This window comes from Sulfurimonas sp. NWX79, assembly GCF_039667035.1.
GTDB classification, from domain to species: Bacteria; Campylobacterota; Campylobacteria; order Campylobacterales; family Sulfurimonadaceae; genus Sulfurimonas; species Sulfurimonas indica.
In genome coordinates, this window is the sequence record NZ_JALCZL010000020.1 from 1 (window position 1) to 25,798 (window position 25,798).

Sequence of the window (25,798 nt, forward strand, 5' to 3'; positions counted from 1 at the left end):
GAGGTACAAACTCCTCTAAATCAAACTCTATCTTTTTTCCTTGTAATTCCATTTCTATGATCCTTTTTCTTTTTTATAATCATAGTTGATTTGGAATTTACAGAAATTATTTTACACTACCGTATTTTTCTTTCTACTCTTAAAAACAGTATGTTAAATTTTGAAATATAAATGAAAAAGTAGGTTAAAATACTTTTATGAAACTATCACATCTGCAACAAATCATACAATATCTGCGAAAATTCAAAAAAATAAGTGCCATTTACAGAGTAAGTGATACGATTGTCAAAATTGTCTTTGACAAGGATGATACACTCTATTTTAATATGCAGCGCTCCAACTCCTCTATATTCAAGTGTAGTGAGTATCCACGCTCCAAGGTCTATAATGCTCCTTTTGATGTTATCCTCTCTAAACGTTTCAATCGCTCAAATATTTTGGATGTTGCGCTTGTAAATGGTGACAAAATTATTCGTTTTAAAACTTCTTTGGCATCGGCCTATAAAGAAGAAGTGACTTATTTACAGTTTGAATTTACCGGAAAATATACCAATGCAATTATTCTGGATGAAGAGGGTATTGTCTTAGAGGCGTTGCGTCATGTTGATCTTTTTTCGTCGTTTCGTGAGGTACGTGTAGGACAGAAATTGTTAGATGTTCCGCCTGCACCATTTGTAGCTAAAGAGTACCCTTTAGAAGATGTAGAAACATTTTTATATGAAGTCTATGAAAAAGAGCAAAATAGCAAACTTGAGTCTCTAAAGAAGCAAAAGATTGCACTGCTGAACAAAAAACTTAAAAAACTGCAGAAACTCTATGATAGATTGGATTCTCAAGAGGAACTTGAAGCCGAAGCACAGCAGTTTGAGCACTATGGTAATTTGATACTATCCAATGTACAAAATATCAAACCATACAGTACAAAACTACTCCTGAAAGATTACGATGGCAGTGAGATAGAGCTAAGACTTGATAAGCCTCACGTAACACCTTTTGCAATTAGTGAGATGTTCTTTACGAAGAGTAAAAAAGCAAAGCAGCGTGCACGTCATTTGCATATTGAAGAGGAGTCTCTTCGCTCAAAGATAGAACATACAAAACGTTTTATCCATACGGTACAAGAGGCAAAGGATGTGGCAAAAATTGAGTTGCTCTTTCCAAAACACCAGCAAAGCAAAAAAGTAAAAACAAATGACTCAATCGAGACCTTTTGGGTGGAAGGATACAAAGTAGAGCTTGGAAAAAATGAAAAAGGCAATATCGAGCTTTTAAAGAATGCCAAGGCAAGGGATATCTGGCTGCATATGAAAGAGAGGCCATCCTGTCACGTAATCATTCATACAGACAAACAGCAACTTCCTCAAAATATCATAGCAACAGCGGCAAGGCTTTGTGTTGATTTTACAACAACTTCAAAAGACAGGTATTTGGTCGATTATACTCCAAGACGTGAGGTCACCATACAAAATGGTGCAAATGTGTTGTATAATAAGTACAAAACAATAGAGGTAGATACGAGAGAATAAGGAAGGGAAACGCAGAGTTATCGTAGATGGCAGAATTTACTTCTGGCATCGTTAAAAAGATAGTAGATGGTTCCCTTAATTTTACGAAAGTAAAATAAAGGATATATGATGGCCGTTGGTCCTATTGGTGGTGCAATCTTAGTAAATCAAATGACACCTGCAGTCACACCTGTGCAAGGTGGGCAATATACCCGTTTTGAACTACAAAATATTGCTGCCCAAGCTGCTGCTAATGAAAAACAAAAAGAGATAGAAGAGGTGCGTCCTACAGAGGAGAACCATGCAATTGATCCTGACCGTGAGCATCAACGTCAAGAAGCTGACGAAGAGATGTCCCAAAACCCTACAAAAGATCGCAAACATTTTGACTCCAAGGAAGAGACACAAGAAGAGGTTAGCAAAGAAACCACGCATCTATTAGATATTAAAGTCTGATACGATATAATCACACAATTAACAAAATAGGAATTTTTATGAGTATGTTTGGCGCACACAAAGAGAGAATTATTACCGGTTTAGCCCTTTTAGCAGGTGTTTTACTTGTTGGTTTTATAGATAACTTTTTTTTAATGTGGCTTCTCTTTGGTGCTATCTATATTTTGGCATTTAAAGAGGCCATAAAACTTTTTGGGGTAGAAAAAGATGGACTGCTTCCATATGCTATTGGACTTTGGTTGGTTGCAGGAATATACCCTTATGGAGATGACCTTTTTGTGTTGGCAGGTGTGGCTTATGCGGGTGCTGTTGCATTTAACAAAGAGCTGAAATGGGTGGATTTTTTCCCATTTATCTATCCGACTGCCGGTATGCTCTTTATGTTTACGATGTACGAAGAGTATGGGGTAATGGCACTACTTTGGCTTGTAGCAGTTGTAGCACTTACAGATATTGGTGCATATGCGGTTGGCAAAAGTATAGGAAAGACACCTTTTTGTGAAACAAGTCCAAACAAAACGATGGAAGGTGTTGTAGGAGGTATTGTCATTGCAACTGCAGGAGGGATGTTCTTTGGTCTTTCTATTGTAGATTTAGGAGTTGCTTTTTTAATCTCTTTGGCTGTGGCAATCAGTTCTATATTTGGAGATCTCTTTGAATCCTTACTCAAACGTCAAGCCGGTGTAAAAGACAGTGGAGACCTACTCCCTGGACATGGCGGCGTACTGGATAGAGTAGACGGTTACCTTTTTGGCGGTGTTGTTATGTTAGTGCTTCTTCGAGGACTTGTCTAAATTGTCCTCACTTGTTCTTCTTGGCTCAACCGGCTCCATCGGGGTCAATACCCTAGTCATCGCAAAAAAATTTGGTATCAATGTTGAAGTACTTGTTTGCGGCAGAAATATAGACCTGCTTAACAAACAGATACAAGAGCATAATCCTAAAGTAGTAGTAGTTGCAAATAAAGAGGATGTATCATCTGTTCATCACTCTTGCGTGAAGTATGGAGAAGAGGCGATTCTAGAAACCATTGAGGCTGCAAAAAGTGAATTGGTTGTCAATGCACTTGTGGGTTTTTTAGGATTACGACCAACACTCAAAGCAATAGAGTGCAATAAACGTGTAGCACTTGCAAATAAAGAGTCTTTAGTCGCTGCAGGCTCTTTTATAGATACATCAAAGATTCAGCCGATTGACTCAGAGCATTTTGGACTTTGGTATCTCTTACAGGAGCGAACTGTCACAAAGATGACAATAACAGCAAGTGGTGGAGCATTTCGAGACTGGCCCCTTGGTGACTTGGAAAATGCAACACTAGCCGATACTCAAAAACATCCAAACTGGTCGATGGGACAAAAAATTACGATTGACTCTGCAACTATGGTCAACAAAATGTTTGAACTCCTAGAGGCAAGGTGGCTCTTTGGCGAAGGCGAATATGATGCTATTATTGAGACCAAGTCACTGCTTCATGCAATGATAGACTTTAAAGATGGTTCTACAACAGCACATTTTGCGGGTGCAAGTATGCAACTTCCTATTGCCTATGCTCTTGATACAAAGATGGATACGGTGATTCTACCGCATATCGATCTTGTGGAAGTTGGCAGTCTAGAATTCAGAAAAATAAAAAAAGAGCGCTATCCTATTTGGGAAATCAAAGAAGATTTATTAAAAAATCCGAATTTTGGAGTGATAATCAATGCAGCCAATGAAGCAGCTATTGAGAAGTTTATTATTAAAAAGATAGGTTTTATGGATATCAGTAAAAATATTCTTAAAGCGTATGAAAAGTTTTGTACAGCCCCCAAAAGTATTGACGAGCTGTTTTTGCTTGATAGGGAAGTACGAAGTTTTGTGAGGGATATGCAGTGATACTCAGTATTGAAAGCTCTTGTGATGATTCGGCGATAGCTATTACAGAGATAGAGAGCAAAAAACTACTTTTTCATAAAAAAATATCTCAAGAGATAGAACACTCTGTCTATGGTGGAGTAGTTCCAGAGCTGGCAGCCAGACTTCATGCAGAGGCTCTGCCAAAGATTTTGGCAGAGTGTGAGCCTTATTTCGACAGACTCAAGGCCGTTGCTGTGACATCATCACCAGGACTTGCAGTAACACTTGTTGAAGGTGTAACGATGGCAAAGGCAGTTTCTGTCGCTTTGGGTATTCCCATCATTGGCGTGAACCATCTTATCGGGCATATCTACTCTCTTTTTATAGAGAAAGAGGTAGTTTTTCCTTTGACTGTGCTTTTAGTTTCTGGTGGACATACGCAGGTGATGGAAGTAAAAAGCCTGCGTGAAATTGATACTGTCGCAAAATCTATGGATGACAGTTTTGGTGAGAGCTTCGATAAAGTAGCAAAAATGATGGGACTGGGATATCCGGGTGGACCGCTTATAGAGGAGTTGGCCAAAGATGGTAACAGAGAAGCTTATAGCTTTACAGTGCCATTACACCAATCTCCTTTAATCGCTTTTTCCTATTCAGGTCTTAAAAATGCTGTGCGTTTAGCAGTAGAAGAGGCAGGAGATGATAAAGAGAAGTATAAAGATATAGCAGCTTCGTTTGAACACATTGCTACAAAGCATTTGATTATGAAGCTCAAAAAGTATTTTAAATCGCATCCTCCAAAAACTTTTGCCATAGTTGGCGGAGCAAGTGCCAATCTTTACCTGCGCGCTCAAATAGAAGAGCTTTTAAAGCCCTATCGTGCTAAACTATTACTCAGTGAGTTGCAATATTGTTCGGATAATGCTGCTATGATAGGAAGAGTTGCCGTAGATATGTATAAAGAAGGAATGTTTTCATCCTTAGAAGCGTTGGACATCTCGCCAAAAAGCAAACTTTAAAACTTAATTGAACCTTATACAAATCTGCTCTTTTTTTAAATAAGACAAATATTATCCGATTTAAAATATACTTCTGACATCAAAACAAAAACGCTTTGTTTAGCGTTGAAAAAAAAATAAAAGGATTTGAATATGGCAACGACTAAATTCAAAGGTACAGACGTAGAGTTATTAGGTAATGAAGTAAATGTTGGAGATAAAGCTCCAGAAGTAACAGTTGTAAACTCAGATGGTTTAGGCGATGTTAAAGTTGGTGGCGCACAAGGTGTAAAGCAACTTATCATCGTTGTTCCTTCTTTAGATACAGGTGTATGTGCAACTGAAACTCGTAACTTCAACGCTAAAGCTGCAGAGCTTGAGGGTGTAAAAACTACTGTTGTTTCTATGGACCTTCCATTCGCTGCAGGTAGATTCTGTTCAGCTGAGGGAATCGACAAATTAACTGTTGCTTCAGACTTTAGAAACAAAGATTTCGCTAACGCTTACGGTGTACTTTTAGGTGGTTCTGTTCTTGCTGGTGTTACTGCAAGAGCTATCTTTGTAATTGATGAAAACGGAATCGTAACTTATAAAGAGATCGTTCCAGAAATCACTGAAGAGCCACAATACGACGCTGCTATCGAAGCTGCTAAAAAGTAATTTATTCTCCTATTACTAAAGTTTTCAACAATTAAGGTGTCCGACTTAATTGAACTTCTTGCCGCCATTGGTGGCAAGAAAGTAAGATGAGTATCGTCTCATTTTATTTCTCCTTCTTTGAGGTATCTAGCCTGAACTCTAGATACCTCTTTTTACTCATAATCATATAATTTAAGAATCCAACGAATATAGTCTGATATAATATGTTCTAATATCTTTATGGAGTGGAATATGAAAAAAATCTTATCGACATTAGCATTAGCTGCAGCAATGACTACAGTTGTAAGTGCTGATATGATGCGCATTGAAATGGGTGGAGGTGTTTGGAAAGAAACGCCAAGTGGATATGCAAAGAGAACAGATAGCGGTGGTGTTTTACATTTAAATGGTACATATACAAGTAGAGAAAAAGAATCAAGTGAAGCGTACGCTTGGCTTTTAATTAAGCATCCTATATTCATTATTCCTAACATAAGACTTGAGTATGTTAGTATTTCCGATGAAGGTCTTACATCAGGGTCAGTTAATGGGATTAATATTCCAGGTTCAGCACCGACTACAATGGATATTAAAGAGTACGATATCATTCCATACTACAATCTTTTAGATAATACTTTTTGGACAACGATTGATTTAGGCTTGGATGCTAAAGTAATAGAAAGTGATGTTGTTGTAAGTCCAGTTACGGGATTTTCAGGATATACAACAACAGATACAACGGTTATCCCTTTAGTTTATGTCAGGGGAAGAATTGAAATACCTTCAACTGGACTTGGTTTGGAGGCAGATGTAAAAGCTATAACAGATGGGACAGATACAATGTATGATGTCCGTGCAAAAATAGATTATACGTTTGATTTTGATGTTATTCAGCCTGGTATAGAAGTAGGTTATAGAACACAAAAAGTAAAAATCGATGATGGGTCTACACAAGTTGATTTAGATTATTCAGGTGTTTATGCTGGTTTAATGCTTCGTTTCTGATTATTATGTAAATTTTTGAGATACTCTCTGTCGAGTATCTCAATCTCTAACTCTAATTGTATGCCAAACTCTTTATAAACTCTTTGTTGTGCTTCTTTTATCAAAAAAAGAGCATCCTTATAGGTTCCATTGGCTTTGTTGACTAAGAAGTTTGCATGTTTTTCACTAAAACACATATCCCCTTGCATTACTCCTTTTAAGCCCACTGCTTCTATGAGTCTGCCAGCATAATTTCCCTCAGGGTTTTTAAAACAGCTTCCTGCACTTGGTGTTGATGGTTGATTTGAACGCATCTTTTTAAACATGGCTACTTTTTTTTCATCAAAACCGTAAGAGAGCTCAAAAGTAGCCTCTAAAATCGGCTCTTTTATATTCGTAAATCTATAGCCGTAGTTGATTGCATCTCTGTTATAGGTTCCAGAGAGAAGTTTTAGACTCAAGAGATGATTAAAGATTTCATACTCTTTGAGCCCTGCGTTCATATAAACCAGTCCACCGAGTTTCCCTGGAAGATGAGAGAGAAATTCAAAGTTTGCGATATTGTTTTTTTTGCAATAAGAGGCAATTTTTCCAGAAGGTGTGGCTGCACCAATGATAAGTCTATTGTTTTGTACTGTAATGTAGTCAAAATCTTTGCTAAGCATCATCAGTGGGGGTGGATTGTCACCGATGAGAACATTATTACAGGCCCCTATAAGATAGTAGTCTTGAACTTCATCTGCTTGAGACTGTTTGTCTAAAAGTGTTACATCAAACGTTCCACCTATTTTAAAAGAGGAGTATTTGGAAAAATTAATAGATTTTGTCTGCATTACTCAACAAATGTAGGAATAAGAGCAAAAATATGCGTAGAGAAATCTGTCATCTCATTGAGCATCCAAGGCATTGTTAAAACGATAACGATAACAACACCGATAATTTTAGGAATGAAAGAGAGGGTCATCTCATTTATCTGTGTTGTTGCTTGAAAAATGGAGACTGCAAGACCGATAAGCATACCGGTAAGCAGTCCTGGAAGTGCCAAATAAAGAGCGATTTTAAACGTCTCTACACCCAGCTCTATGAGTTTTGATTCCATTATGAATTCCTCAATTCCTGATACTCTGTTGGAATTAAATAATCTTCTATTTTTACAAGTGTATCATAAAAACCGTGTTCAAAGCCAATCTCAAAGAGTTTATCTATTGCTTTGTATTGGATGGGACTTAGAGTAATGGATTCATCATTAGCGTAGAGCTCAAGATATTTGTCAAGTGTTGCTGCATCAATGCGAACCAGATCACGTTCGATTAACATTTTTGAGAGTCTCTCTTTATGATCACGTGCGACCTGAACAGCTTTAGTAAGTGTTTTTTCATACTCTATGGCTTTGTTTAACGGCAGTGAGCGGCGAATTGCCATACCACCGAGTGGAAGTGGTAATTCCTCTCCTGCGAGTTCTTGCCAGATATCCCACATCTCACGCTCAACTTCAAGCTCGTCATTATAGGTCAAAATCGACTCATGGATTAAAACACCGGCATCAACAGCACCATCGAGTACTGCCTGTTCAATCTCTAAAAAATTCATATATGTTATGCGTGCATCAGGGTAGGCGATGCGAAAGAGCATCGCATTGGTCGTATGCTTACCGCTGAGAGCTACTTTAAAGTTACGTTTGAGTTTGCTCCCCTTTTTCTTGATGACTTTTGGACCGTAACCCTCCCCAAAACTTACAGCAGTACGTAGAGGTGCATACTCCTCTTTGATGTGCGGATAGAGCGCAAAACTGATAGCAACAATGTCATACATACCGTTAAGGGCATCTTCATTTAATGTTTGAATATCTTTTGCGATATCGTCAAAAGTGACATCTTTCATCCCTACCCAGCCAAATTTAATGGCGTAGTACATGAAGATATCATCGGCGTCAGGTGAGTGTGCTATAAGAGTTTTTTTCATGAAAAAGATTGTAACCAAATAAGAATAAAAGTGGACTAAAAGGGTTTTAAAGTAGAAAATATGATATACTAAAAACAAATGTCATAGAGTAGGACCGTTAAGATGGATTTGAAATATCAGATTTTAATTGTTGATGATGTTGCTGACAATATTCAGGTAGCCATGAATATTTTAGAAGAAGACAATTATGACTTCTCTTTTGCTACTTCAGGAGAAGCAGCCTATGAACTGCTTTTAAACAATGAATTTGATTTGGTGCTGCTTGATATTATGATGCCGGGGATTGATGGTTTTGAGCTGTGCCAAATGATGAAGCGCCATGAGAAGCTCAAAGATATTCCCGTTATTTTTTTAACGGCAAAAGTTGATATAGACTCTATATCACATGGTTTTCGAGTGGGTGGTGTAGATTATATTACAAAGCCTTTTCAGGCTGAAGAGCTTATAGCTCGTGTGAAAAACCATCTGCAACTCTATACAGCAAAAGAGATTTTAAAGTATCACAATATTACTTTAGAGAGGAAAGTAAAACTGAGTGAGGAGCGTCTACTTACTGAACTTGAAAAAAATCAAATCGAGATGATCTATATACTATCAGGTCTGATGGAGTCTGTTTCAGATGAGAGTAGTGAACATGTTCGTCGTGTAGCGGAGATCTCAAAACTGCTTGCACATTATCATCAGAGTTTGAGTGATGACGATGAGGAGGTTATTTATCATGCAGCGCCTATGCATGACATTGGAAAAATAGCCGTTCCTCAGGCGATACTTCAAAAAGAAGCTCCACTTTCGGTACAAGAGCTAGAGATTGTCAAAAAACATACAACAAAAGCGCACGAACTTTTAAGAAACTCTTCAAGAAAAATTATGAAAGCAGTAGATATCATAGCCCTTGAGCATCATGAACGCTGGGATGGTTCTGGTTATCCGAAGGGGCTTCGAGGAGAAGATATCAATATCTTAGGGCGCATTGTTGCTGTTGCTGATGTTTTTGATACCTTGAACCATGACAGAGTATATGCTAAAGCATGGGATGCAAAGAAGTCTGCATCCTATATTATTGAGCAAAGCGGTAAACAATTTGATCCTACTGTTGTTACAATATTTCAAGAACATCTTGATGAGTTTTTAGAGATTGTGTAGTATGCGTTATTTTTTCATTTTTTTCTTTTTACCATTTGTGCTTTTTGCCGGAGAATTAGCACTTACTCCACAGGAAAAAGCTTATTTACAAGAGCATCCAAAGGTTGTTTTAGGAGCTGACTATTCATGGGCACCTTATGATTTTATGGATGCATCAGGAGAACATACAGGGATATCTGCAGATTTTTTAAAGCTTATCGCACAAAAAAGCGGACTTGAGATAGAGGTAGTTCCCGATAAATGGTACAAAACTATGGAGCGCATGAGCTCAAAAAAGATTGATGGTCTTGCCTGTGCTGCAAAAACACCAAGCAGAGAGAAGTTTCTTCTTTTTACAAAACCGTATGTAGCAATGCCTCTGGTTATTATTACTCTCACGCAAACAGATGATATTGAAACACTTGCTGACCTAAAAGATAAAATCGTTGCCGTCAATGAGGATTCGTATCTGCATGAGTGGTTAAGTAAAAATCATCCGGAGATAAAACTGCTGCTTACCTCTTCGAACAATGATGCACTTGAAGAGGTCTCTGTAGGGAATGCCAATGCATATATTGGAAATATAGCAGTTGCTACCTATATCATTAAACATAATTTTCTAGCGAATCTGAAGGTTGTCAATAAAGTTCCACATATGCAAACAAAAGTAGCTGTTGCCATCGATAAAGAGAAGCCTCTGCTTTTTTCTATCATGCAAAAAGCGCTCGATGCAATTACAGAGAATGAAAAACGTCAAATCATTAATAAGTGGTTTGATGCAACACTGCTCAATAAAATAAACACAAGACTTGAAACACTCACGCAAGAGGAGCGAGAGTGGATTGAAAGACATCCAACTTTGCGTTACAGTGAAGTAAACTGGAAGCCTCTTTCCATCATAGAAAACAATCATATGGGTGGTATGCTTGGCGATTATATGGCACTGCTGAGTAAAAAGACAGGTTTGCAGTTTGTTTATAAGCCATCAAAATCTTGGCCGGATGTGCTTCAAAACTTTAAAGAGAACAAAATTGATTTGGTTCCGGGTGTAGGAGAAAACCCTTATGAAAACTCCCTTGGACTGACATCAAAAACATTTGTCTCTTTTCCTTTTGTACTGGTCACAAAAAATGAGAAATCTTTTGTCAACAATATTGATGACATAAAAGACAAAGTTATCACAGTACCAAAATATTTTACAAGTTATAATTACCTCAAAGAGTATAAAAAAGATATCAAAATAATTCCTACAAACTCTATTTTAGAATCACTTGAACTCGTAAAAGATGGGAAAGCCTACGCATTTTTAGGGCATATGGCTACAGCGATGTATTATGTCGGAAGATATTATCCAAATGAGCTACATATCGCCGGTAAGATAGATTTTAAATTTAACCATAAATTTTTGGTACATAAAGAGAATCATATACTTTTAGGCATTATCAATAAAGCGATAGAGAGTATCACAGACCAAGAGCGTCAAGATATAACAAACAGATGGCTTGCAGTAACTGTGAATGAAGCAAAGGACTATACTTTGATCTTTCAAGTTGCAACACTATTGATTATACTGATAATTGCCGCTTTATATTGGAACACAAGACTCTCAAGAGAGATTAAAGAGCGTAAAAAAGTTGAACAAGAGTTGCAAAAGGCAAAAGAGGCTGCTGAACAGGCAAACAGAGCCAAGTCAGAATTTTTGGCAAATATGTCTCATGAGATCAGGACACCTATGAATGCAATTATTGGTTTTACTGAGCTGCTAAGTGAACAGATTCAAGAGGAACGACTCAAATCCTATGTAAAAACGATTCAATCAGCAGGTAACACACTTCTGATGCTTATCAATGATATTTTAGACCTCTCTAAGATAGAGGCAGGAAAGATGGAGTTGCAAAAAGTACCGACAAATATCTATGAGCTCTTCGATGAGGTAGGCTCCATTTTTGAACCGATGATCAGCTCAAAAGGTCTAGAATTACACATAGATATTGACAACAAAATACCGCAAAGTCTTTTGCTTGATGCGACACGGCTGAGACAGGTCATCTTTAATCTTATAGGCAATGCTGTAAAGTTCACTTCTGAGGGGAATATCAATCTGATTGTAAAGATAGATAAAATTGATGAGTATAAATCGAAAGTAGATTTGGAAATCATCGTAAAAGATAGTGGAGTTGGCATTCCAAAAGATCAGTTGGAGAAGATATTTCAGGCCTTTAAACAAAAAGACGGACAGGACAATAGAGAGTATGGAGGGACCGGACTTGGTCTTGCGATCTCAAAAAGATTGACTGAAATGATGGGCGGTAAAATTAGTGTAGAGAGTAGAGAGCATATAGGATCAAAATTTATAATCAAACTCTTTGGGATTGATATTGCATCACTCCAGAACAAATTTTTTCCTCAAGAGAGAAAAAGCAAGAAGAGAAAAAAAGTAGTTTTTGAAAAAGCAAGAGTACTGGTTGTTGATAATATTGATGATAACAGAGAGTTGCTTATTAATAATTTTCAAGATACAAACCTTGCTGTTGATAGTGCAAAAAATGGACTTGAGGCACTACAGATGGCAGAAAAAAATGCGTATGACCTGATTATTATGGATATTCGTATGCCGGTAATGGATGGTTATGAAGCAACGCGTGCCATAAAAGGAAAAAAAGAGATTCCTGTCATTGCATTGAGCGCATCAGTTCTCAAGGGGGATTTTACAGAAGTTGATAAAGAGTTGTTTGATGCATATTTGCGTAAACCCATTCATAAAGAAGAGCTCTTTGATGTGATAAAAACTTTTTTAAAACATCAGCTTGTTGAGAGTGAAGCTCAAGAGAAGATAGATTTACATGAGATTCTTTTGCGTGAGAAACTTTGTAAAAAACTCTTAAACGTGGTAACTCCACTAGCAGCTCAGGCAGTGAAAAGTCATAATATGCAAGATATAAAAGCTTTTGCATCAGTACTTAGAGAGATAGCAGAGAGCTATAATGACAAAGACTTGAAACGTTATCTTGAAGCTCTTGAAAATGCCATAAAAGCTTTTGATGTCAAAGAGATTGAAAAACTTTTACATATCTATGAAGCATTTGAAAAAGAGGTACCATAGTTGTCTTTTTTTCGTTAGAATTTCGCATATTTCTAGAAAATTCTATTTAAAAATATGGCAAAATGACATATTTTTGAATAGGTAGGATTTTTTTACCTACAATTACTCCAAATTTCATAATAAGTGAGTCCAAAATGGATGCAAACAAACAAAAATCATTAGACTTGGCTATTAAGCAGATAGATAAGGCCTTTGGAAAAGGTGCTTTAATGCGCTTGGGAGATAAAGAGATTGAACCGATTCAGTCAATCTCAACAGGATCTCTTGGCTTAGACTTGGCTCTTGGAATTGGTGGTGTACCACAAGGAAGAGTTGTAGAGATTTATGGGCCGGAGTCTTCAGGGAAAACAACACTTGCGCTTCAGATAACAGCAGAGTGTCAAAAACAGGGTGGGGTGTGTGCCTTTATCGATGCGGAGCATGCTTTAGACGTTGTGTATGCAAAAAATCTTGGCGTAGATATCGATAATCTTTTGGTTTCGCAACCTGACTATGGTGAGCAGGCACTTGATATAGTTGAGACAATTGCGCGTAGTGGTGCGATTGATTTAATTGTGATTGACTCTGTTGCTGCACTGACTCCAAAGGTTGAGCTTGAAGGTGAAATGAATGACCAGCAAGTAGGTGTACAGGCGCGTTTGATGTCAAAAGCACTGCGTAAACTTACAGGTGTGCTTAACAAAATGAACTGTACAGTAATTTTTATCAATCAGATTCGTATGAAAATCGGTATGATGGGATATGGCTCTCCGGAGACGACAACAGGCGGTAATGCTCTGAAGTTTTATGCCTCTGTACGTATTGATGTGCGTCGTATTGCATCCCTAAAACAGGGTGAGAGCCAGATTGGTAACCGTGTAAAAGCTAAAGTGATTAAAAACAAAGTAGCTCCACCATTTCGTCAAGCTGAGTTTGATATTATGTTTGGTGAGGGAATCTCAAAAGAGGGTGAACTTGTTGATTATGGTGTAAAACTCGATATCGTTGATAAAAGCGGTGCCTGGTTTAGTTATGGCGAGACAAAGCTTGGACAGGGACGTGAAAATGTCAAAGCGAAGTTCAAAGATGAACCAGAACTTGCAAATGAGATTGAAGAAAAAATCAAACAGGCCATGGGGATTAGCTCTTTAATGACCATGGATACTTCAGAAATTGCTGAAGCGGATGTCTAGAAGAGAAATAGCTAAACAAATTTTTAATTGAATTTGGTTAAAATACGGCAATTTATTTTATGAAGGCAGATATATGTTTATAGATAACGTAAGTGCGATAGAAGTAATGGATTCTCGTGGTAATCCAACAGTAAAAGCAACAGTGACTTTGAGTGATGGGACAATAGCAAGTGCAATCGTTCCTTCAGGGGCAAGTACCGGTAAGCGTGAGGCATTAGAGCTTCGTGATGGTGGTAATCGCTATATGGGAAAAGGTGTGCTTCAGGCTGTTGAGAATGTAAACAGTATTATCTCTGATGCACTCATCGGTATGAGTCCGTTTAACCAAGCTGTCATTGACGGTATGATGAAAGAACTCGATGGAACACAAAACTATGGAAAGTTAGGTGCTAATGCAGTTCTAGGTGTTTCTATGGCAGTTGCACGTGCTGCAGCACAAAGTCTTGGTGTACCACTTTACCGTTACCTAGGTGGTGCGAATGCAATGGTTATGCCAACACCAATGCTCAATATTATCAATGGTGGAAGCCACGCTGATAACTCTGTTGATTTTCAAGAATATATGATCATGCCTGTAGGTTTTGAAGATTTTGCAGAGTCTCTTCGTGCTTCTGCTGAAGTTTATCACAATCTAAAAGCTATTTTAAAAGCAAAAAAACACAATACGGCGCTTGGTGATGAGGGTGGTTTTGCACCAGATCTAAGTTCAAACGAAGAGCCTATTCAAATCATAATGGAAGCAATTGAAAAAGCTGGATACAAGCCTGGTGAGCAGATTGCAATCGCACTTGATGTTGCTGCGAGTGAACTTGTAACTGAAGGTGGCTACAGACTTGATAGTGAAAATCGTACGGTATCATCAGCTGAACTTGTTGCTTATTATGAAGATTTATGTGCGAAATATCCGATAGTATCTATTGAAGACGGCCTGAGTGAAGATGATTGGGATGGATTTAAACTCATGACTGAGAAGCTTGGAGATAAAATCCAAATCGTTGGAGATGATCTTTTTGTTACAAATGCAAATATCTTAAATGAAGGTATTCAAAAAGGAATTGCAAATGCGATTCTTATCAAGCCAAATCAAATTGGTTCAGTATCTGAGACAATGCTTACTGTTCGCCTTGCACAGAGAAATGGTTACAAATGTGTTATGAGTCACCGCTCCGGTGAGAGTGAAGATGCTTTCATCGCAGATTTTGCAGTTGCTCTTAACTGTGGTGAGATCAAAACAGGCTCAACTGCACGTGGTGAGAGAACCGCAAAATATAACCGTCTTTTAGAGATTGAAAATGAAGTAGTCTATGGTGAATATTTAGGATCTGCTCTTTTTAACTAAGAGAAGTTTATGAACAAAGAGGAGCTTTACGAAGAGATTGATACCGAGGAGAGTATAACTCAGCGATACTTGGGACTTTCTCTTAAAAAGTTTTTTCTTTTGTTCATTTTGATAGTCCTGTTTGGGATCTATCTGGGTATAATTTTTTATGGAACAAATTCACTAGAGGTTCTTTTTGGTCTGCAAGACTATGAGAATTATCTTCAAGATGAAGTTGTACGACTCAAAAATGAGAATGCAGAACTACAGCGTGAGTATTTTGAATTGAAAGAAATTTCTGCACAATAATCATATAAATTTGCTATAATGTTTACAAAAAACAGGTGTTTTATATGATAAGACTCTTTTTAGCCCTTCTTTTTCTTCCTCTTTTTTTATTTGCGAGAGAAAATCCATTTTTTCCGATTGATACGGCAGAAAATATTCCCTTAACATCGAGCAAGATTGAAAAAGCACCACCACTCAAACGTGCTACATTGACATTTCCTTCTACTGCAAGAATATTGGAGAGTGTTACTGTAGAGTATAAAAACCTTGACGGCTCAATCGCAACGAAAAAGATTCAGCTGCATAATGCAGTGGATTGGCATCTGCCGCTCTTTATCTCTCAAAGTTATTATGAACCTTCTACTGAAGGTAAACAATCTGTCATTGTAAAGAAAAAGAAGAGACCTGCTCCTAAGAAAGCACAGTACAAAAAAATTGTATCATTAAATTTTATAACATTTTATGCATATGGGAAAAAGCTAAATGTAGTAACAAAAGAGAAGTTGTTACGAGATTTTTTACTGACAAAACCACATAGGATAGTTTGTGACTTTAAACGTGAGACAGATATAGGAAGTTATGTGAAGAGTATCAAACACTCTTTATTTAAAAAGATCAGAGTGGGAACGCATAAAGGCTATTATCGTGTCGTTATAGAGTTGGATGGGTACTATCAGTACAAAGTTAAAAAAACTTCTTCAGGCTATCTTTTTACATTATTATAATTTAAAGGAAGAAAATGAAAATTTTATTGACAGCTTTACTGCTTTTGAGTAGTTTAACAGTGACAAACTGTTTCGCAAAACAGCAGCATTATTCTGTTAATGTAGTACCAAAAAACATGAGTGTCCAAGAGAAGAAAAAGCGGTTTTTTGCTCTTTTGGTACCACCGATTGAACATGTGCACAAAGAGTTGCAAAAACAGTATCTTGAAGTAAAAAAAGATCTACAAAACCACACAAATCAAGAAAAAATCGCAGCTCTGAAAAAGAAGTATAAAGTAAAAACGGATAAAGAACTTCTTATTGCTTTAAAGCCGCATCCTATGAGTATAGCTTTGGCGCAGGCTGCCATGGAGAGTGCATGGGGTACATCTCGATTTTTTCGTGAAGCCAACAATATCTTTGGTGTCTGGAGTACGAGTTCGAAACAAAAGAGAATCGCAGCATCGCAAAAACGTGGAAAGCGAACGATCTGGGTCAGAAAGTTTGACAACCTTGATGAGGCAATCAGACAGTACTACTTTATGCTTTCATCTTCACTACGCTATAAAGCATTCAAACAAATGAACTATGAGGGCAAACCCGTTACAGAAATTATTAAAGGCTTAAAGCATTATTCTGAAAGAGGCGATGCGTATGTGAAAGAGCTTCGCAGTATGATCCGCTATAACAAGCTTACAAAATATGATAAATGATGAATCATAGTAAAGTAGCAAAAGTATAGCTATTATCTGCTATAATTTCGCTCATGAAAGAAATTAAAAACTATATAGCATCTCATGATGTCAGTGAGATGCATCCTTCTGAAATCGCCAATATTTTACGAGGAATGGATGATGGTAAATTTAGTCAAGCCATCAAAATCGTTCCAAAAGAGCTTGTTGGTGATGTAGCTCTCGCACTTCCAGATAGATATTTTGATGATGTTGTTGAAAATTTAAGTGTGGATGAGCTCTCTCAAGCTGTATCTGAACTCGAATCTGATGATCAGTTAGAGTTTATGCAAGAGCTTGAAGATGTTGATGAAAATGTTGCATCACAGGTTTTTGAAACACTTGCTGAAGATGATAAAAAAGAGATAGCACAGCTTCAAAAATATGAAGAAGATGAAGCTGGTGCCTATATGCAGCTTGAAGTCTTTACAGCTCACGCTGATGAGATTGTTCAAGATGTCATTAAGCGTTTTGCACGTCTTCGTAAGGCCAATGAACTTGAAAATATTCAAAACCTCTTTATTGTTGATGATCATAATAAACTTCTTTATACGGTAGGTTTGGATGATTTACTCATCTTTGATTTTTCAAAAACAATAGAAGAGAACATTGGAAAAAGTGATGAGTCCTTTGAACCAATCAAGGCATATGACAGAGAAGATATCAAAAAGGTCGTAGAACTTTTTAAACAATATGATGTTTCTGTTATGCCAGTCGTAAATGAAGAGGGTGTTTTGCTTGGTCGTATCACCTCTGATGACATCTATGATATAATTAACGAACATGCAACAGAACAGATGTATAATCTAGCCGGTGTTGATGATGAAGCAGAAGAGGATGAAGATATACTAAAAGCAGGGCGTAAGCGTGCCTATTGGCTTGGTATCAATCTTTTAACAGCGATTGCCGCCTCTTTGGTCATCGGTATATTTGAGAGCACTATTAACTCTATGGTAGCTTTAGCTGTACTGATGCCTATTGTCGCTTCGATGGGTGGTAATGCAGGAACGCAGACACTGACAGTTGTTGTACGTCAGTTGGCTCTTGGTGAGATATCACAAGGGGATGCATTCCGTTCTATCAAAAAAGAAGTAGCCATCTCTTTGATGAATGGGCTGATCTTTGCTCTTGTGATGGGTATGATAGCCTGGACATGGTTTAATTTGCCAATGCTGGGTGTGGTCATTGGACTCTCAATGATCATAAATCTTTTTATGGCAGGTTTTTTTGGTGCTGTTATCCCATTGGTGTTAAAATGGTTGAAAATTGACCCTGCCATTGGAAGTACGGTCATCTTGACAACTGTTACGGATGTTGTAGGTTTTTTCAGCTTTTTAGGGCTTGCAAAAATTATACTATTATAAGGATGATATAACTTGGAATTGCTACTCATATTTTTTCTATTATCTGTAGGCATATCTTTTGTATGTTCGGTATTAGAGTCAGTACTTCTTTCCATAAACATGTCATATGTAGCAGTATTGGAAAAAGAGAGACCATCAATCGGTAAACTATTGCGCCTTCAAAAAGAGAATATCAATAAATCTATTGCTTCTATTTTGATTTTAAACACTATTGCAAATACTTTGGGTGCAGCAGCTGTTGGGGCTCAGGCTTCAGAAATTTTTGGAAATGATGCGGTTGTTGTTGTCTCTGTTATACTGACATTTGCCATTCTTTTTCTCTCTGAGATCATTCCAAAGACTATCGGTGCAATTTACTGGAAAAAATTAGCACCGCTTGCAGCCTATTTTATTAGAATTTTTATCTGGTTAACCTATCCTATTATCTTAACAACACTTGCGGTGACTAATAAAATTTCCAAAGGAAAAGATGACGCACATAGACTTACAAAAGAAGAGCTACTCGAGAGTATGTTGATGAGTGAAGATGAGGGTGTTATTGATGAAAAAGAGTCTGATGTTATTGAAAATATGCTCAATCTTGACAATATCAAAGTCTCAGAGGTTTTAACACCAAGAAGTGTTGTTTTTGCACTCGATGAAAATATGACTATCGAAGAGGTTGTGAAAAAAGAGGAATCTATATTTAAATTTTCCCGTATTCCTGTCTACAATGAAAGTATCGAAGATGTAACCGGTTTGGTGTTGACAAAAAGAATATTTAAACAACTGCTTAAAAACAAAAAAGCAACGCTCAAAGAGATAAGAAAAGATATCTTTGCTATCAATGAAAATGTACCGGTAAGTAAGGCTCTTGACCTTTTTATATCGAAAAAAGAGCACATGTTTTTAGTCAAAGATAATTATGATCAGACTGAGGGAATTTTAACACTTGAAGATTGTGTTGAGACAATTTTAGGTGTCGAGATTATGGATGAGAGTGACACCACAGCAGATATGCGCGAACTTGCAAAGAGAAAGATGAAGCTAAAGCGAAAGCTTCAAGAAGCAAAGAATGCGCAAAAGTAAACTTTTTAGGCTACAACATTACTCATATTGATGTTATCACCTAACTCTTCTACTAATTGATCCATAAGAGAAAACATTATATTGGAGTGCTCTTCAGCCTTTTTAAATCTATTGACAATTTCATCTTTTGAATCACTTTTTGCCATACATCCTCCTCTAAGCGCACAGTCAAGATTTTCATTGATAAGATTATGGAACTCTTCATGATGTATTTGTATCTTTTTAAAGGTTTGGTTGTCTCCAAAGATTTTCATTCCCTGATTGTAGTACCAAGAACCAAAACCACAATGGTGAGAATCTTTTTTTAACTCCTGGGTTACTGTACCGTTGACAACGGCAGAGTAAGCATTTGATTTAAAGATGATGTGATGAATTTTGTAATTTGCAAGGAAAAGGGCGAAACTGCTTTTATTGGACTCTTTTGATGTTGCATCCATATCAGCGTTAAGCTGACTCATTGTATCAGAGAAGTTATCCATTGTTTCATTTGCACTTGTTGCGATACTGCGCATGTTTGCAGCATTTTCGGAGATACCGCTTGATTGTTGTTGGAGATTTTGGATGGTAATACTAATCTCTCCTGTTGCTTTGGTTGTTCTCTCTGCAAGTTTTCGTACTTCATCGGCAACAACGGCAAAACCACGCCCATGCTCACCGGCACGTGCAGCTTCGATGGCAGCATTAAGTGCAAGTAGATTTGTCTGGTCTGCAATATCTTTGATGAGATTAACGACATTGGTAATCTCATTGACATTTTCATCCATCAACTCAATCGCTTGTGTTGTATCTACGACAAGATTGTTAAGCTCTGAAATCTCTTGAGTTGTTGCAGAGACCGCTTCATAACTGACTCTTGTTGATTCAGTTGCATGAGAAGTAAGTTCTGTTACTCTTACAAAAGCATCTTTTGTTTTGTTGATGTCAGCTGTAATCATATCAAGGTTGCCTTTCATACCACCATTGAGTTGATTAAACTCTGTTGATAAAAGCCCCATCAGTTTGTAACGCTCATTTGCTTTCATAGAAGCAATGGCCTTTTGAATCTCTTTTGCAGTTGCGCTAAATTCACCGTGAAGTCCTTCAGGGAACATATGCCTGTACATTTTTCCATCTGTGATGGCTTGAATGGTATAGCGTGTCTCACGCAGTATGACCTCCATCTGATCAAGTGAGTTATTGATGTTCCAGGCAATTTTCTCCAGCGGGGACTCTTTTTTATCAAGGATAACTCTCGAAGAGAGCTTGCCATTTTCTACGTCTCTGAGTACAGAAGCTATCTGTGTCATTAGTTCTGTTTCATTGGTACTCTTATTATTGAATGAAAAAAGAGTCATAAGGTAGCTCCTAATTGTAAGTTTATGATAAATTCTGCATAGTCAAGCTGATGTTCTTTAAGCAGCTCATCCAGTATCTTTTGTGATGCCTCTACACCGCCGCTATGTTCAGCTTCAAGGAGTTGTTTGTAGATAGGAGTGATGATATCTATGGCAGATTGTGGCATCTTTCTTCTTACAGATGTATAGCTTACAATGTTGCCGTGTGTATCTACATCTGCTGTGATATAGGCAAATACCCAATAATACCCTCCATCAGCACAAAGATTTTTTACAAAGCCGAAAAATTCATCTTTTTGCTGTATCAAATCCCATACAAGTTTAAATGCTAGCTTTGGCATGTCAGGGTGACGGATGAGGTTGTGATTTGCTCCGACTAAATCAGCAGGAGGGTAGCCTGCCATTTTCGCAAAAATTTCATTGCAGTAGATTATACGACCTTTTGTATCTGTCTTGGAGATAATAAAGTCATTAGCACCTAAAACTTTTTCGTTATTAGTAATGTTTTTTGGAGCATCAAGTTTCGAGAGACTTTTTTGTAGTGCCATATGTTTTCCTGCTTTATATAAAAGTGAGACATTATAACAAATAGTTAAGGTAATTTTTATTGAATAAATATCTTTTTGTTAAGGGGGGGGGTAAAAGAAGATATTGTAACAAAATGAAACATATTAATTTATGTTATATATTTTTACATGCCGGGAATTCTTGGTATCTTTCCCAATTTGGAGTTACGGCAGTAAAGACCCCATGCTTTTTTCATCCAGTGTCCGATGAAAGGCATCGGCAACATAAAAGCACGTTTTTCATCTCTATAAACAAAAGCAGCACCATCACCACTGTCCATAACACACAAAATATTAAGGTGTTCGTTATAACCTTTAAAATCTGAACCACCGCTATCGCGTTGCTCAATATTATGGGCCGCATTTTTTGCCATGACCTCTGCAATATGCCCCTGTTTTGCTCTCCAGTCATAGCCTTCAAGAGCTGCTACATCACCAATAGCATAGATGTTGCTCATTGTGCCGTCTTCGTTTAAAACACAAGAGGTGTCATCAGTCTTTACAAAACCTGCCTCATTTTGTGGTAGGTCTGAATTTTTGATAACATCATGTCCGTCACCTGCAGGGATAAACATCATAAAGTCAGCTTCAAGTTTGCTGTTATCTTCAAAAACAATACCATCTTTTTCAAAATGTGTTATCTTTTTGCCAAAGTGTTTGTTAATATCTAGTTTTGTAAAGAAAACATCCATCATCTTTAGTGCCTGTGGTCCCATTCTTTTGCCTGGTTCTGCCATCGGAGCAAAGAAAGTCAGCTCAAACTTATCACGGATACCTTTTTTCTTGAGTAGGTTGTGGACATTAAAAAGCAGTTCAAACCCAGGTCCGCCACGTACTGCTGAGGAGTCTTTAGGATTTCCTCCAAAGCCCATAGCAATTTTTCCACTTCCTTTTTCAATAAGTTTGTCAATTTCATCACGGATAGCAAGAGCCTGCTCAGGTGCACCACAGATCGAGAGAGTATTTTCTACACCCTTTGGTTTCATTTTGGATGCACCGATACCAATGATGAGATAATCATAATCATTCAGTACTTTACCACCTGCTAAGGTTACAGAGTTCTCAGCTTTTGAGATAGCCTCTACCGCATCGATAATAAGTTCAAATCCATGTGCACGCTGCAACTCCTTTAAGTCCACACAGACATCTTTGAATTCACTCTCACGTGTTGGAACCCAGATGGAAGTAGGGTAGATATAAAAGTACTCTCTGTCACTTACAAGTGTAACATTGTAACCCATTTTTGTAAGATATGTTGCAGCATCAACACCCGCAAATCCACCACCTAAAACAAGTACTTTCTTCATGGATAATCCTTTTATTATCAAATTTTATAAAAAATATTACAGTAATTGATGTTAAAAATACATTAAACAGGTTAATTTTATCGTCAATTTTCTTTCTTATTGATAAAGTAGACTGCAAGCATAGAGACCCCACCACCGATGATAATGTGCAGCTGCATTGGTTCGTCCAAGATAAGCCAGGCAGAAAAAAGTGCAAAAAGCGGTACCAAAAACATAAAAGAGCTGGTTTTCTCACTCCCTAGTTTTCCACTTGCAATAAAAAAGATAGTCGTAGCAATGGCTTGTCCAAAGACAGCGAGGTAGATCATCGCACTCCAAAACTCTACTCCTTGATGAAAGACACTAAGAGGCGCAGAATCTTTTGCATAGTAAAATGTCACTATAGTAGCAATAAGTGAGATGGCAAAACTGTAGTGGATAGGGTGAATATGTTTTTGTGAATGTTGCGAGAGAAGAGTGACTCCTGCCCATATTGTAGCACAGAGTAAAAAGTATAGATTTGATGAGCTCAAGAAGTGTGAAAAATCACCCAGCTCTAAAAGAATATATCCACCCATCAAACCTAAAATAAGTCCAAAATATTGTTTAGTACGCAGTCGTTTACGAAAAAGTATGGCCACAAGTAAAAAGGTCATGATAGGGCTAAAAGTGGTAATGATGACACTTCCGGCTCCTGCATAACCATATTTGATACCCATAAAAGAAGAGATCATAAAGGAGATGTTTAAAACAGAGCTGCCAAAGATATACTTCAAACTGTGCATATTAAGTTTGAATGGGATACGGATAAAGTAGAGAATCGGTAAAAATGCCAGACTCATCAGAAAAAATCGCCAAAATATAATGACATCCATTGGAAGATTATAGGTAAGTATTTTGAGTGCTGTCCAGCCTCCACCCCAAAAGAACATTGCAAGTAGAATAAGATAGGTAAAGTGTTTTTCCTCAATATGTTTCACAGCAGTTCTCTTTCTATCCAGTGGGAGAGCACATAAAGACCCCATACATGTTGTTTAAATCTGCCGCTTCGAGCACGCTGAATGTATTCTTGTAAAATCTCCTCTTTAAACATGCCTGTTTGTTTATTGACCGTTTCTATGAGCTCAACACGACCACTGTCATAGAGATACTCTCCATAAGGGTTTGAGAATCCTTTTTTCTTGCGTGAGAGAATATTTGGAGGAAGTTTATCCTGGAGCATATCTTTGAGTAGCCCTTTTGTGATACCATCTTGGTAACGAAGGGAGGGGGCAACACTAAAGAGAAGCTCTACAAACTTATGGTCCAAAAAGGGTGTACGTGATTCAATGGAGTGTGCCATACTGACACGATCCAGTTTTGCAAGAAAGTGCTCTGCCTGAAAGTGTTGCAGGTCTGCATAGGAAAACCAGATAGACTCATCAGAGTGTGATGAAGATTCAAAACGCTCACGCATTTGCTTGAGGTATAAAAACCCATCTCCGTCACGAATATTTCTCTTCATTAAGATGTTCTTTTGCATATCGGTAAACTTTTCACTTGAAGTTCGAAAGATAACCTCCCCTTCAAAAGCCCGCTTGTACCACTCCCACTCACGATTCATACTAAAGTTGGAACGAAAATATTTTTTGAGCCAGTTTTTATGAAATACTTTTTTGGCTGCTTCCATCTCAAGATATTCAAAATACTGCCTATAGCCCAAAAAGAGTTCATCACTCCCCTCTCCACTGAGAACTACTCGAAAGCCATCTTTTTTAATGTGAGAAAAGAGATGATGAAGTGGGATGGCTGCCGGGTCATTAAGCGGCTCGTCAAGTGTTTCAAAAACAGTGTCGATTGTGTCAATATACGCTTTTTTGCTCAGTTCAATCTGGATATTTTCTATACCTAAAAGTTTTGCACTCTCTTTAGCGTTTGAGCGTTCATCATATTTACCGAAATTTTCAAATCCCAAAGTATAGCTGACAAGTGGTCTGCCGAATCTTTTTGCATAAAAGTTCAGTGTCGCACTGTCAATGCCTCCACTAAGTAGTGCTGCCATAGGTGCATCACTCTCAAGACGCAAGGCTATAGACTCTTCTAAAGATTGCGTGAGCTTTGCGATAGCTTCTTCTTTAGAGTGAATTTGATTGGCTTGCGTATTTAAGATATCATAGTAAGGTTTTATGGTAACGTGATTGTTCTCTACTGTAAGCATCTCTGAGGGAGCGAGTTTTTTAATCTTTTTGTAAAAAGTGTGGGGTGCAGTAGGGGCAAGATAGCTCAGATAAGAAGAGAGCGCATCATAAGAGAGCTCTTTTTTCTTTAGAAATGGCGTGAGTGCCTTTATCTCTGAAGCAAAATAAAAACTGTTACCCTCTTGGAGATAAAAGAGTGGTTTTTTCCCAAGTCTGTCACGAAAAAGGTAGAGTTTTTCTCCATCGAGCAGGGCTATGGCGAACATACCTCGAAGATGTTCTACAAAGGCAACTCCCCATTTAAGGTAAGCGGCTATGATAACTTCAGAATCACTCTGTGTCTGAAAGTCAAAGTTTAACTCCTCTCTCAGCTCTTTAAAGTTATAGATCTCACCATTGAAAGAGAGTAGTATCTCTTTGTGCTTGAGAGGCTGATGGCTTCTTGTATGTGTATCTGTTATGGAGAGGCGTTGATGTGCAAAAAAAAGATTTTTTCTTCGCTCGATACCGCAAAAATCAGGTCCACGATGGGAGAGTTTGCCAAGAGCATATTTTGCCTGTGCATCATCATATTCGCCTAAAATTCCAAAAATTGCACACATTACTTGAAAAATCCTACAGTGATATCGTTGTTGATATAATCCTCACGCAGAAGAACTTTTTTTACCTTGAGTGCTGTTGCCATCTCTGTAATTTTTTCTTTTGGAAGGTAGTTATATGTTTGTGAGTTGTCTTCTGCGCATAAGATATTGAAGATAAAAGCTTTTTTGGAAGCCGTAAAACAGTTGTTTATAAAGAGATTTGTCTCAAAAGGCGTTAAAACATTCATCGCCCCGCTGCATATAACATAATCACTCACAGGAACTTCTGTGTTTGTTATATCTGCGTGAAGTATCTCTTGGTCTGTTTTTTTCTTTGCTATTGCACACATTGTATTAAGAGAGTCAATACCTCTGTATTTGTTTGGAAGCTTACCATTGTTTTGCAGGTAGCTATAGAAGTCACCAAAACCACAACCTGCATCTGTAAGTGAGTACTCGGCTAAATTATCCGGAAGCAGCTCACAAATAACATCAAAACGAATCTGTTGATGAGCAAAACTCAGCCAGCAGACCCCCTGAGGAGTTAGTCCATGCTTTTTAATTGCGTTATTGTAAAAATCTTCACTTGCAATACGTGGCATAC

Annotated in this window: 25 protein-coding genes; 16 read left to right on the top strand and 9 right to left on the bottom strand. The window is 37.6% G+C overall.

Annotated features, from left to right (window positions below; all coding sequences use genetic code 11):
• The first annotated feature begins 197 nt into the window (after positions 1 to 197).
• From MNY27_RS08455 to MNY27_RS08485, 7 genes are all read left to right on the top strand, one after another.
• Positions 198 to 1,526, top strand: coding sequence for an NFACT family protein (locus MNY27_RS08455; RefSeq protein ID WP_152183197.1), 1,329 nt, complete (start codon positions 198 to 200; stop codon positions 1,524 to 1,526).
• 105 nt (positions 1,527 to 1,631) lie between these two features.
• Positions 1,632 to 1,961: a hypothetical protein gene (locus MNY27_RS08460; protein ID WP_246153796.1), complete on the top strand. Its 330-nt coding sequence runs from the start codon at positions 1,632 to 1,634 to the stop codon at positions 1,959 to 1,961.
• A gap of 38 nt (positions 1,962 to 1,999) precedes the next feature.
• Positions 2,000 to 2,755 carry a phosphatidate cytidylyltransferase gene (locus MNY27_RS08465; protein ID WP_152183198.1) on the top strand — a complete coding sequence of 252 codons (756 nt, stop codon included), beginning with the start codon at positions 2,000 to 2,002 and terminating at the stop codon, positions 2,753 to 2,755.
• A 1-nt stretch (position 2,756) separates the two neighbouring features.
• The gene (dxr, locus tag MNY27_RS08470) at positions 2,757 to 3,836 is read left to right on the top strand and encodes a 1-deoxy-D-xylulose-5-phosphate reductoisomerase (protein ID WP_152183199.1); all 1,080 of its coding nucleotides are present in this window, start codon (positions 2,757 to 2,759) and stop codon (positions 3,834 to 3,836) included.
• Positions 3,833 to 4,816, top strand: a complete 984-nt coding sequence (tsaD, locus tag MNY27_RS08475) for a tRNA (adenosine(37)-N6)-threonylcarbamoyltransferase complex transferase subunit TsaD (RefSeq protein ID WP_152183200.1) — start codon at positions 3,833 to 3,835, stop codon at positions 4,814 to 4,816. Before dxr ends, tsaD begins: the two co-directional genes overlap by 4 nt.
• A 132-nt stretch (positions 4,817 to 4,948) precedes the next feature.
• Positions 4,949 to 5,455 carry a thiol peroxidase gene (gene tpx / locus MNY27_RS08480; RefSeq protein ID WP_152183201.1) on the top strand — a complete coding sequence of 169 codons (507 nt, stop codon included), beginning with the start codon at positions 4,949 to 4,951 and terminating at the stop codon, positions 5,453 to 5,455.
• 231 nt (positions 5,456 to 5,686) lie between these two features.
• Positions 5,687 to 6,439: a TIGR04219 family outer membrane beta-barrel protein gene (locus tag MNY27_RS08485; RefSeq protein ID WP_152183259.1), complete on the top strand. Its 753-nt coding sequence runs from the start codon at positions 5,687 to 5,689 to the stop codon at positions 6,437 to 6,439.
• Here MNY27_RS08485 and MNY27_RS08490 read toward each other — a convergent pair.
• The 3 genes from MNY27_RS08490 to MNY27_RS08500 are packed head-to-tail and all read right to left on the bottom strand — an operon-like array spanning position 6,412 to position 8,380.
• Entirely contained in the window at positions 6,412 to 7,251 is an 840-nt protein-coding gene (locus MNY27_RS08490) for a UDP-N-acetylmuramate dehydrogenase (RefSeq protein ID WP_346392152.1), read from the bottom strand. The genes MNY27_RS08485 and MNY27_RS08490 overlap by 28 nt on opposite strands.
• The gene (gene fliQ, locus MNY27_RS08495) at positions 7,251 to 7,517 is read right to left on the bottom strand and encodes a flagellar biosynthesis protein FliQ (protein WP_152183203.1); all 267 of its coding nucleotides are present in this window, start codon (positions 7,515 to 7,517) and stop codon (positions 7,251 to 7,253) included. The genes MNY27_RS08490 and fliQ overlap by 1 nt, the downstream gene beginning before the upstream one ends.
• A complete protein-coding gene (locus MNY27_RS08500; RefSeq protein ID WP_188109421.1) occupies positions 7,517 to 8,380 on the bottom strand; it encodes an MqnA/MqnD/SBP family protein in 864 nt (287 codons plus the stop codon). The genes fliQ and MNY27_RS08500 overlap by 1 nt, the downstream gene beginning before the upstream one ends.
• A 102-nt stretch (positions 8,381 to 8,482) precedes the next feature.
• Between MNY27_RS08500 and MNY27_RS08505 the strand changes: the two genes are divergently transcribed.
• The 9 genes from MNY27_RS08505 (at position 8,483) to MNY27_RS08545 (ending at position 19,250) form a co-directional block, all read left to right on the top strand.
• Positions 8,483 to 9,523: an HD domain-containing phosphohydrolase gene (locus tag MNY27_RS08505; RefSeq protein ID WP_152183205.1), complete on the top strand. Its 1,041-nt coding sequence runs from the start codon at positions 8,483 to 8,485 to the stop codon at positions 9,521 to 9,523.
• Between the two features lies 1 nt (position 9,524).
• Positions 9,525 to 12,605, top strand: coding sequence for a transporter substrate-binding domain-containing protein (locus tag MNY27_RS08510; RefSeq protein WP_346392153.1), 3,081 nt, complete (start codon positions 9,525 to 9,527; stop codon positions 12,603 to 12,605).
• Between the two features lie 134 nt (positions 12,606 to 12,739).
• Positions 12,740 to 13,777, top strand: a complete 1,038-nt coding sequence (gene recA, locus MNY27_RS08515; RefSeq protein WP_152183207.1) for a recombinase RecA — start codon at positions 12,740 to 12,742, stop codon at positions 13,775 to 13,777.
• A gap of 73 nt (positions 13,778 to 13,850) precedes the next feature.
• Positions 13,851 to 15,116, top strand: coding sequence for a phosphopyruvate hydratase (gene eno, locus MNY27_RS08520; protein WP_152183208.1), 1,266 nt, complete (start codon positions 13,851 to 13,853; stop codon positions 15,114 to 15,116).
• 9 nt (positions 15,117 to 15,125) lie between these two features.
• Entirely contained in the window at positions 15,126 to 15,404 is a 279-nt protein-coding gene (locus MNY27_RS08525) for a hypothetical protein (protein WP_152183209.1), read from the top strand.
• Between the two features lie 44 nt (positions 15,405 to 15,448).
• Positions 15,449 to 16,108 carry an AMIN domain-containing protein gene (locus MNY27_RS08530; protein ID WP_152183210.1) on the top strand — a complete coding sequence of 220 codons (660 nt, stop codon included), beginning with the start codon at positions 15,449 to 15,451 and terminating at the stop codon, positions 16,106 to 16,108.
• A 14-nt stretch (positions 16,109 to 16,122) separates the two neighbouring features.
• Entirely contained in the window at positions 16,123 to 16,800 is a 678-nt protein-coding gene (locus MNY27_RS08535; protein ID WP_152183211.1) for a glucosaminidase domain-containing protein, read from the top strand.
• A gap of 41 nt (positions 16,801 to 16,841) precedes the next feature.
• A complete protein-coding gene (mgtE, locus tag MNY27_RS08540) occupies positions 16,842 to 18,182 on the top strand; it encodes a magnesium transporter (protein WP_343029868.1) in 1,341 nt (446 codons plus the stop codon).
• Between the two features lie 12 nt (positions 18,183 to 18,194).
• Positions 18,195 to 19,250 carry a CNNM domain-containing protein gene (locus MNY27_RS08545; RefSeq protein WP_152183213.1) on the top strand — a complete coding sequence of 352 codons (1,056 nt, stop codon included), beginning with the start codon at positions 18,195 to 18,197 and terminating at the stop codon, positions 19,248 to 19,250.
• Positions 19,251 to 19,255: 5 nt separating this feature from the next.
• Here MNY27_RS08545 and MNY27_RS08550 read toward each other — a convergent pair whose 3' ends face one another.
• The 6 genes from MNY27_RS08550 to MNY27_RS08575 form a co-directional block, all read right to left on the bottom strand.
• Positions 19,256 to 20,584 carry a methyl-accepting chemotaxis protein gene (locus MNY27_RS08550; RefSeq protein WP_152183214.1) on the bottom strand — a complete coding sequence of 443 codons (1,329 nt, stop codon included), beginning with the start codon at positions 20,582 to 20,584 and terminating at the stop codon, positions 19,256 to 19,258.
• Positions 20,581 to 21,132, bottom strand: coding sequence for a PAS domain-containing protein (locus MNY27_RS08555; protein WP_152183215.1), 552 nt, complete (start codon positions 21,130 to 21,132; stop codon positions 20,581 to 20,583). Before MNY27_RS08555 ends, MNY27_RS08550 begins: the two co-directional genes overlap by 4 nt.
• 143 nt (positions 21,133 to 21,275) lie before the next feature.
• Positions 21,276 to 22,457: an FAD-dependent oxidoreductase gene (locus MNY27_RS08560; RefSeq protein ID WP_346392154.1), complete on the bottom strand. Its 1,182-nt coding sequence runs from the start codon at positions 22,455 to 22,457 to the stop codon at positions 21,276 to 21,278.
• 83 nt (positions 22,458 to 22,540) lie between these two features.
• Positions 22,541 to 23,416, bottom strand: a complete 876-nt coding sequence (locus MNY27_RS08565; protein ID WP_346392155.1) for a DMT family transporter — start codon at positions 23,414 to 23,416, stop codon at positions 22,541 to 22,543.
• On the bottom strand, positions 23,413 to 25,215 hold the full coding sequence (gene asnB, locus MNY27_RS08570; RefSeq protein ID WP_346392156.1) for an asparagine synthase (glutamine-hydrolyzing): 1,803 nt from the start codon (positions 25,213 to 25,215) through the stop codon (positions 23,413 to 23,415). The genes MNY27_RS08565 and asnB overlap by 4 nt, the downstream gene beginning before the upstream one ends.
• Positions 25,215 to 25,796: a class I SAM-dependent methyltransferase gene (locus tag MNY27_RS08575; protein ID WP_346392157.1), complete on the bottom strand. Its 582-nt coding sequence runs from the start codon at positions 25,794 to 25,796 to the stop codon at positions 25,215 to 25,217. Before MNY27_RS08575 ends, asnB begins: the two co-directional genes overlap by 1 nt.
• Positions 25,797 to 25,798: the final 2 nt, after the last annotated feature.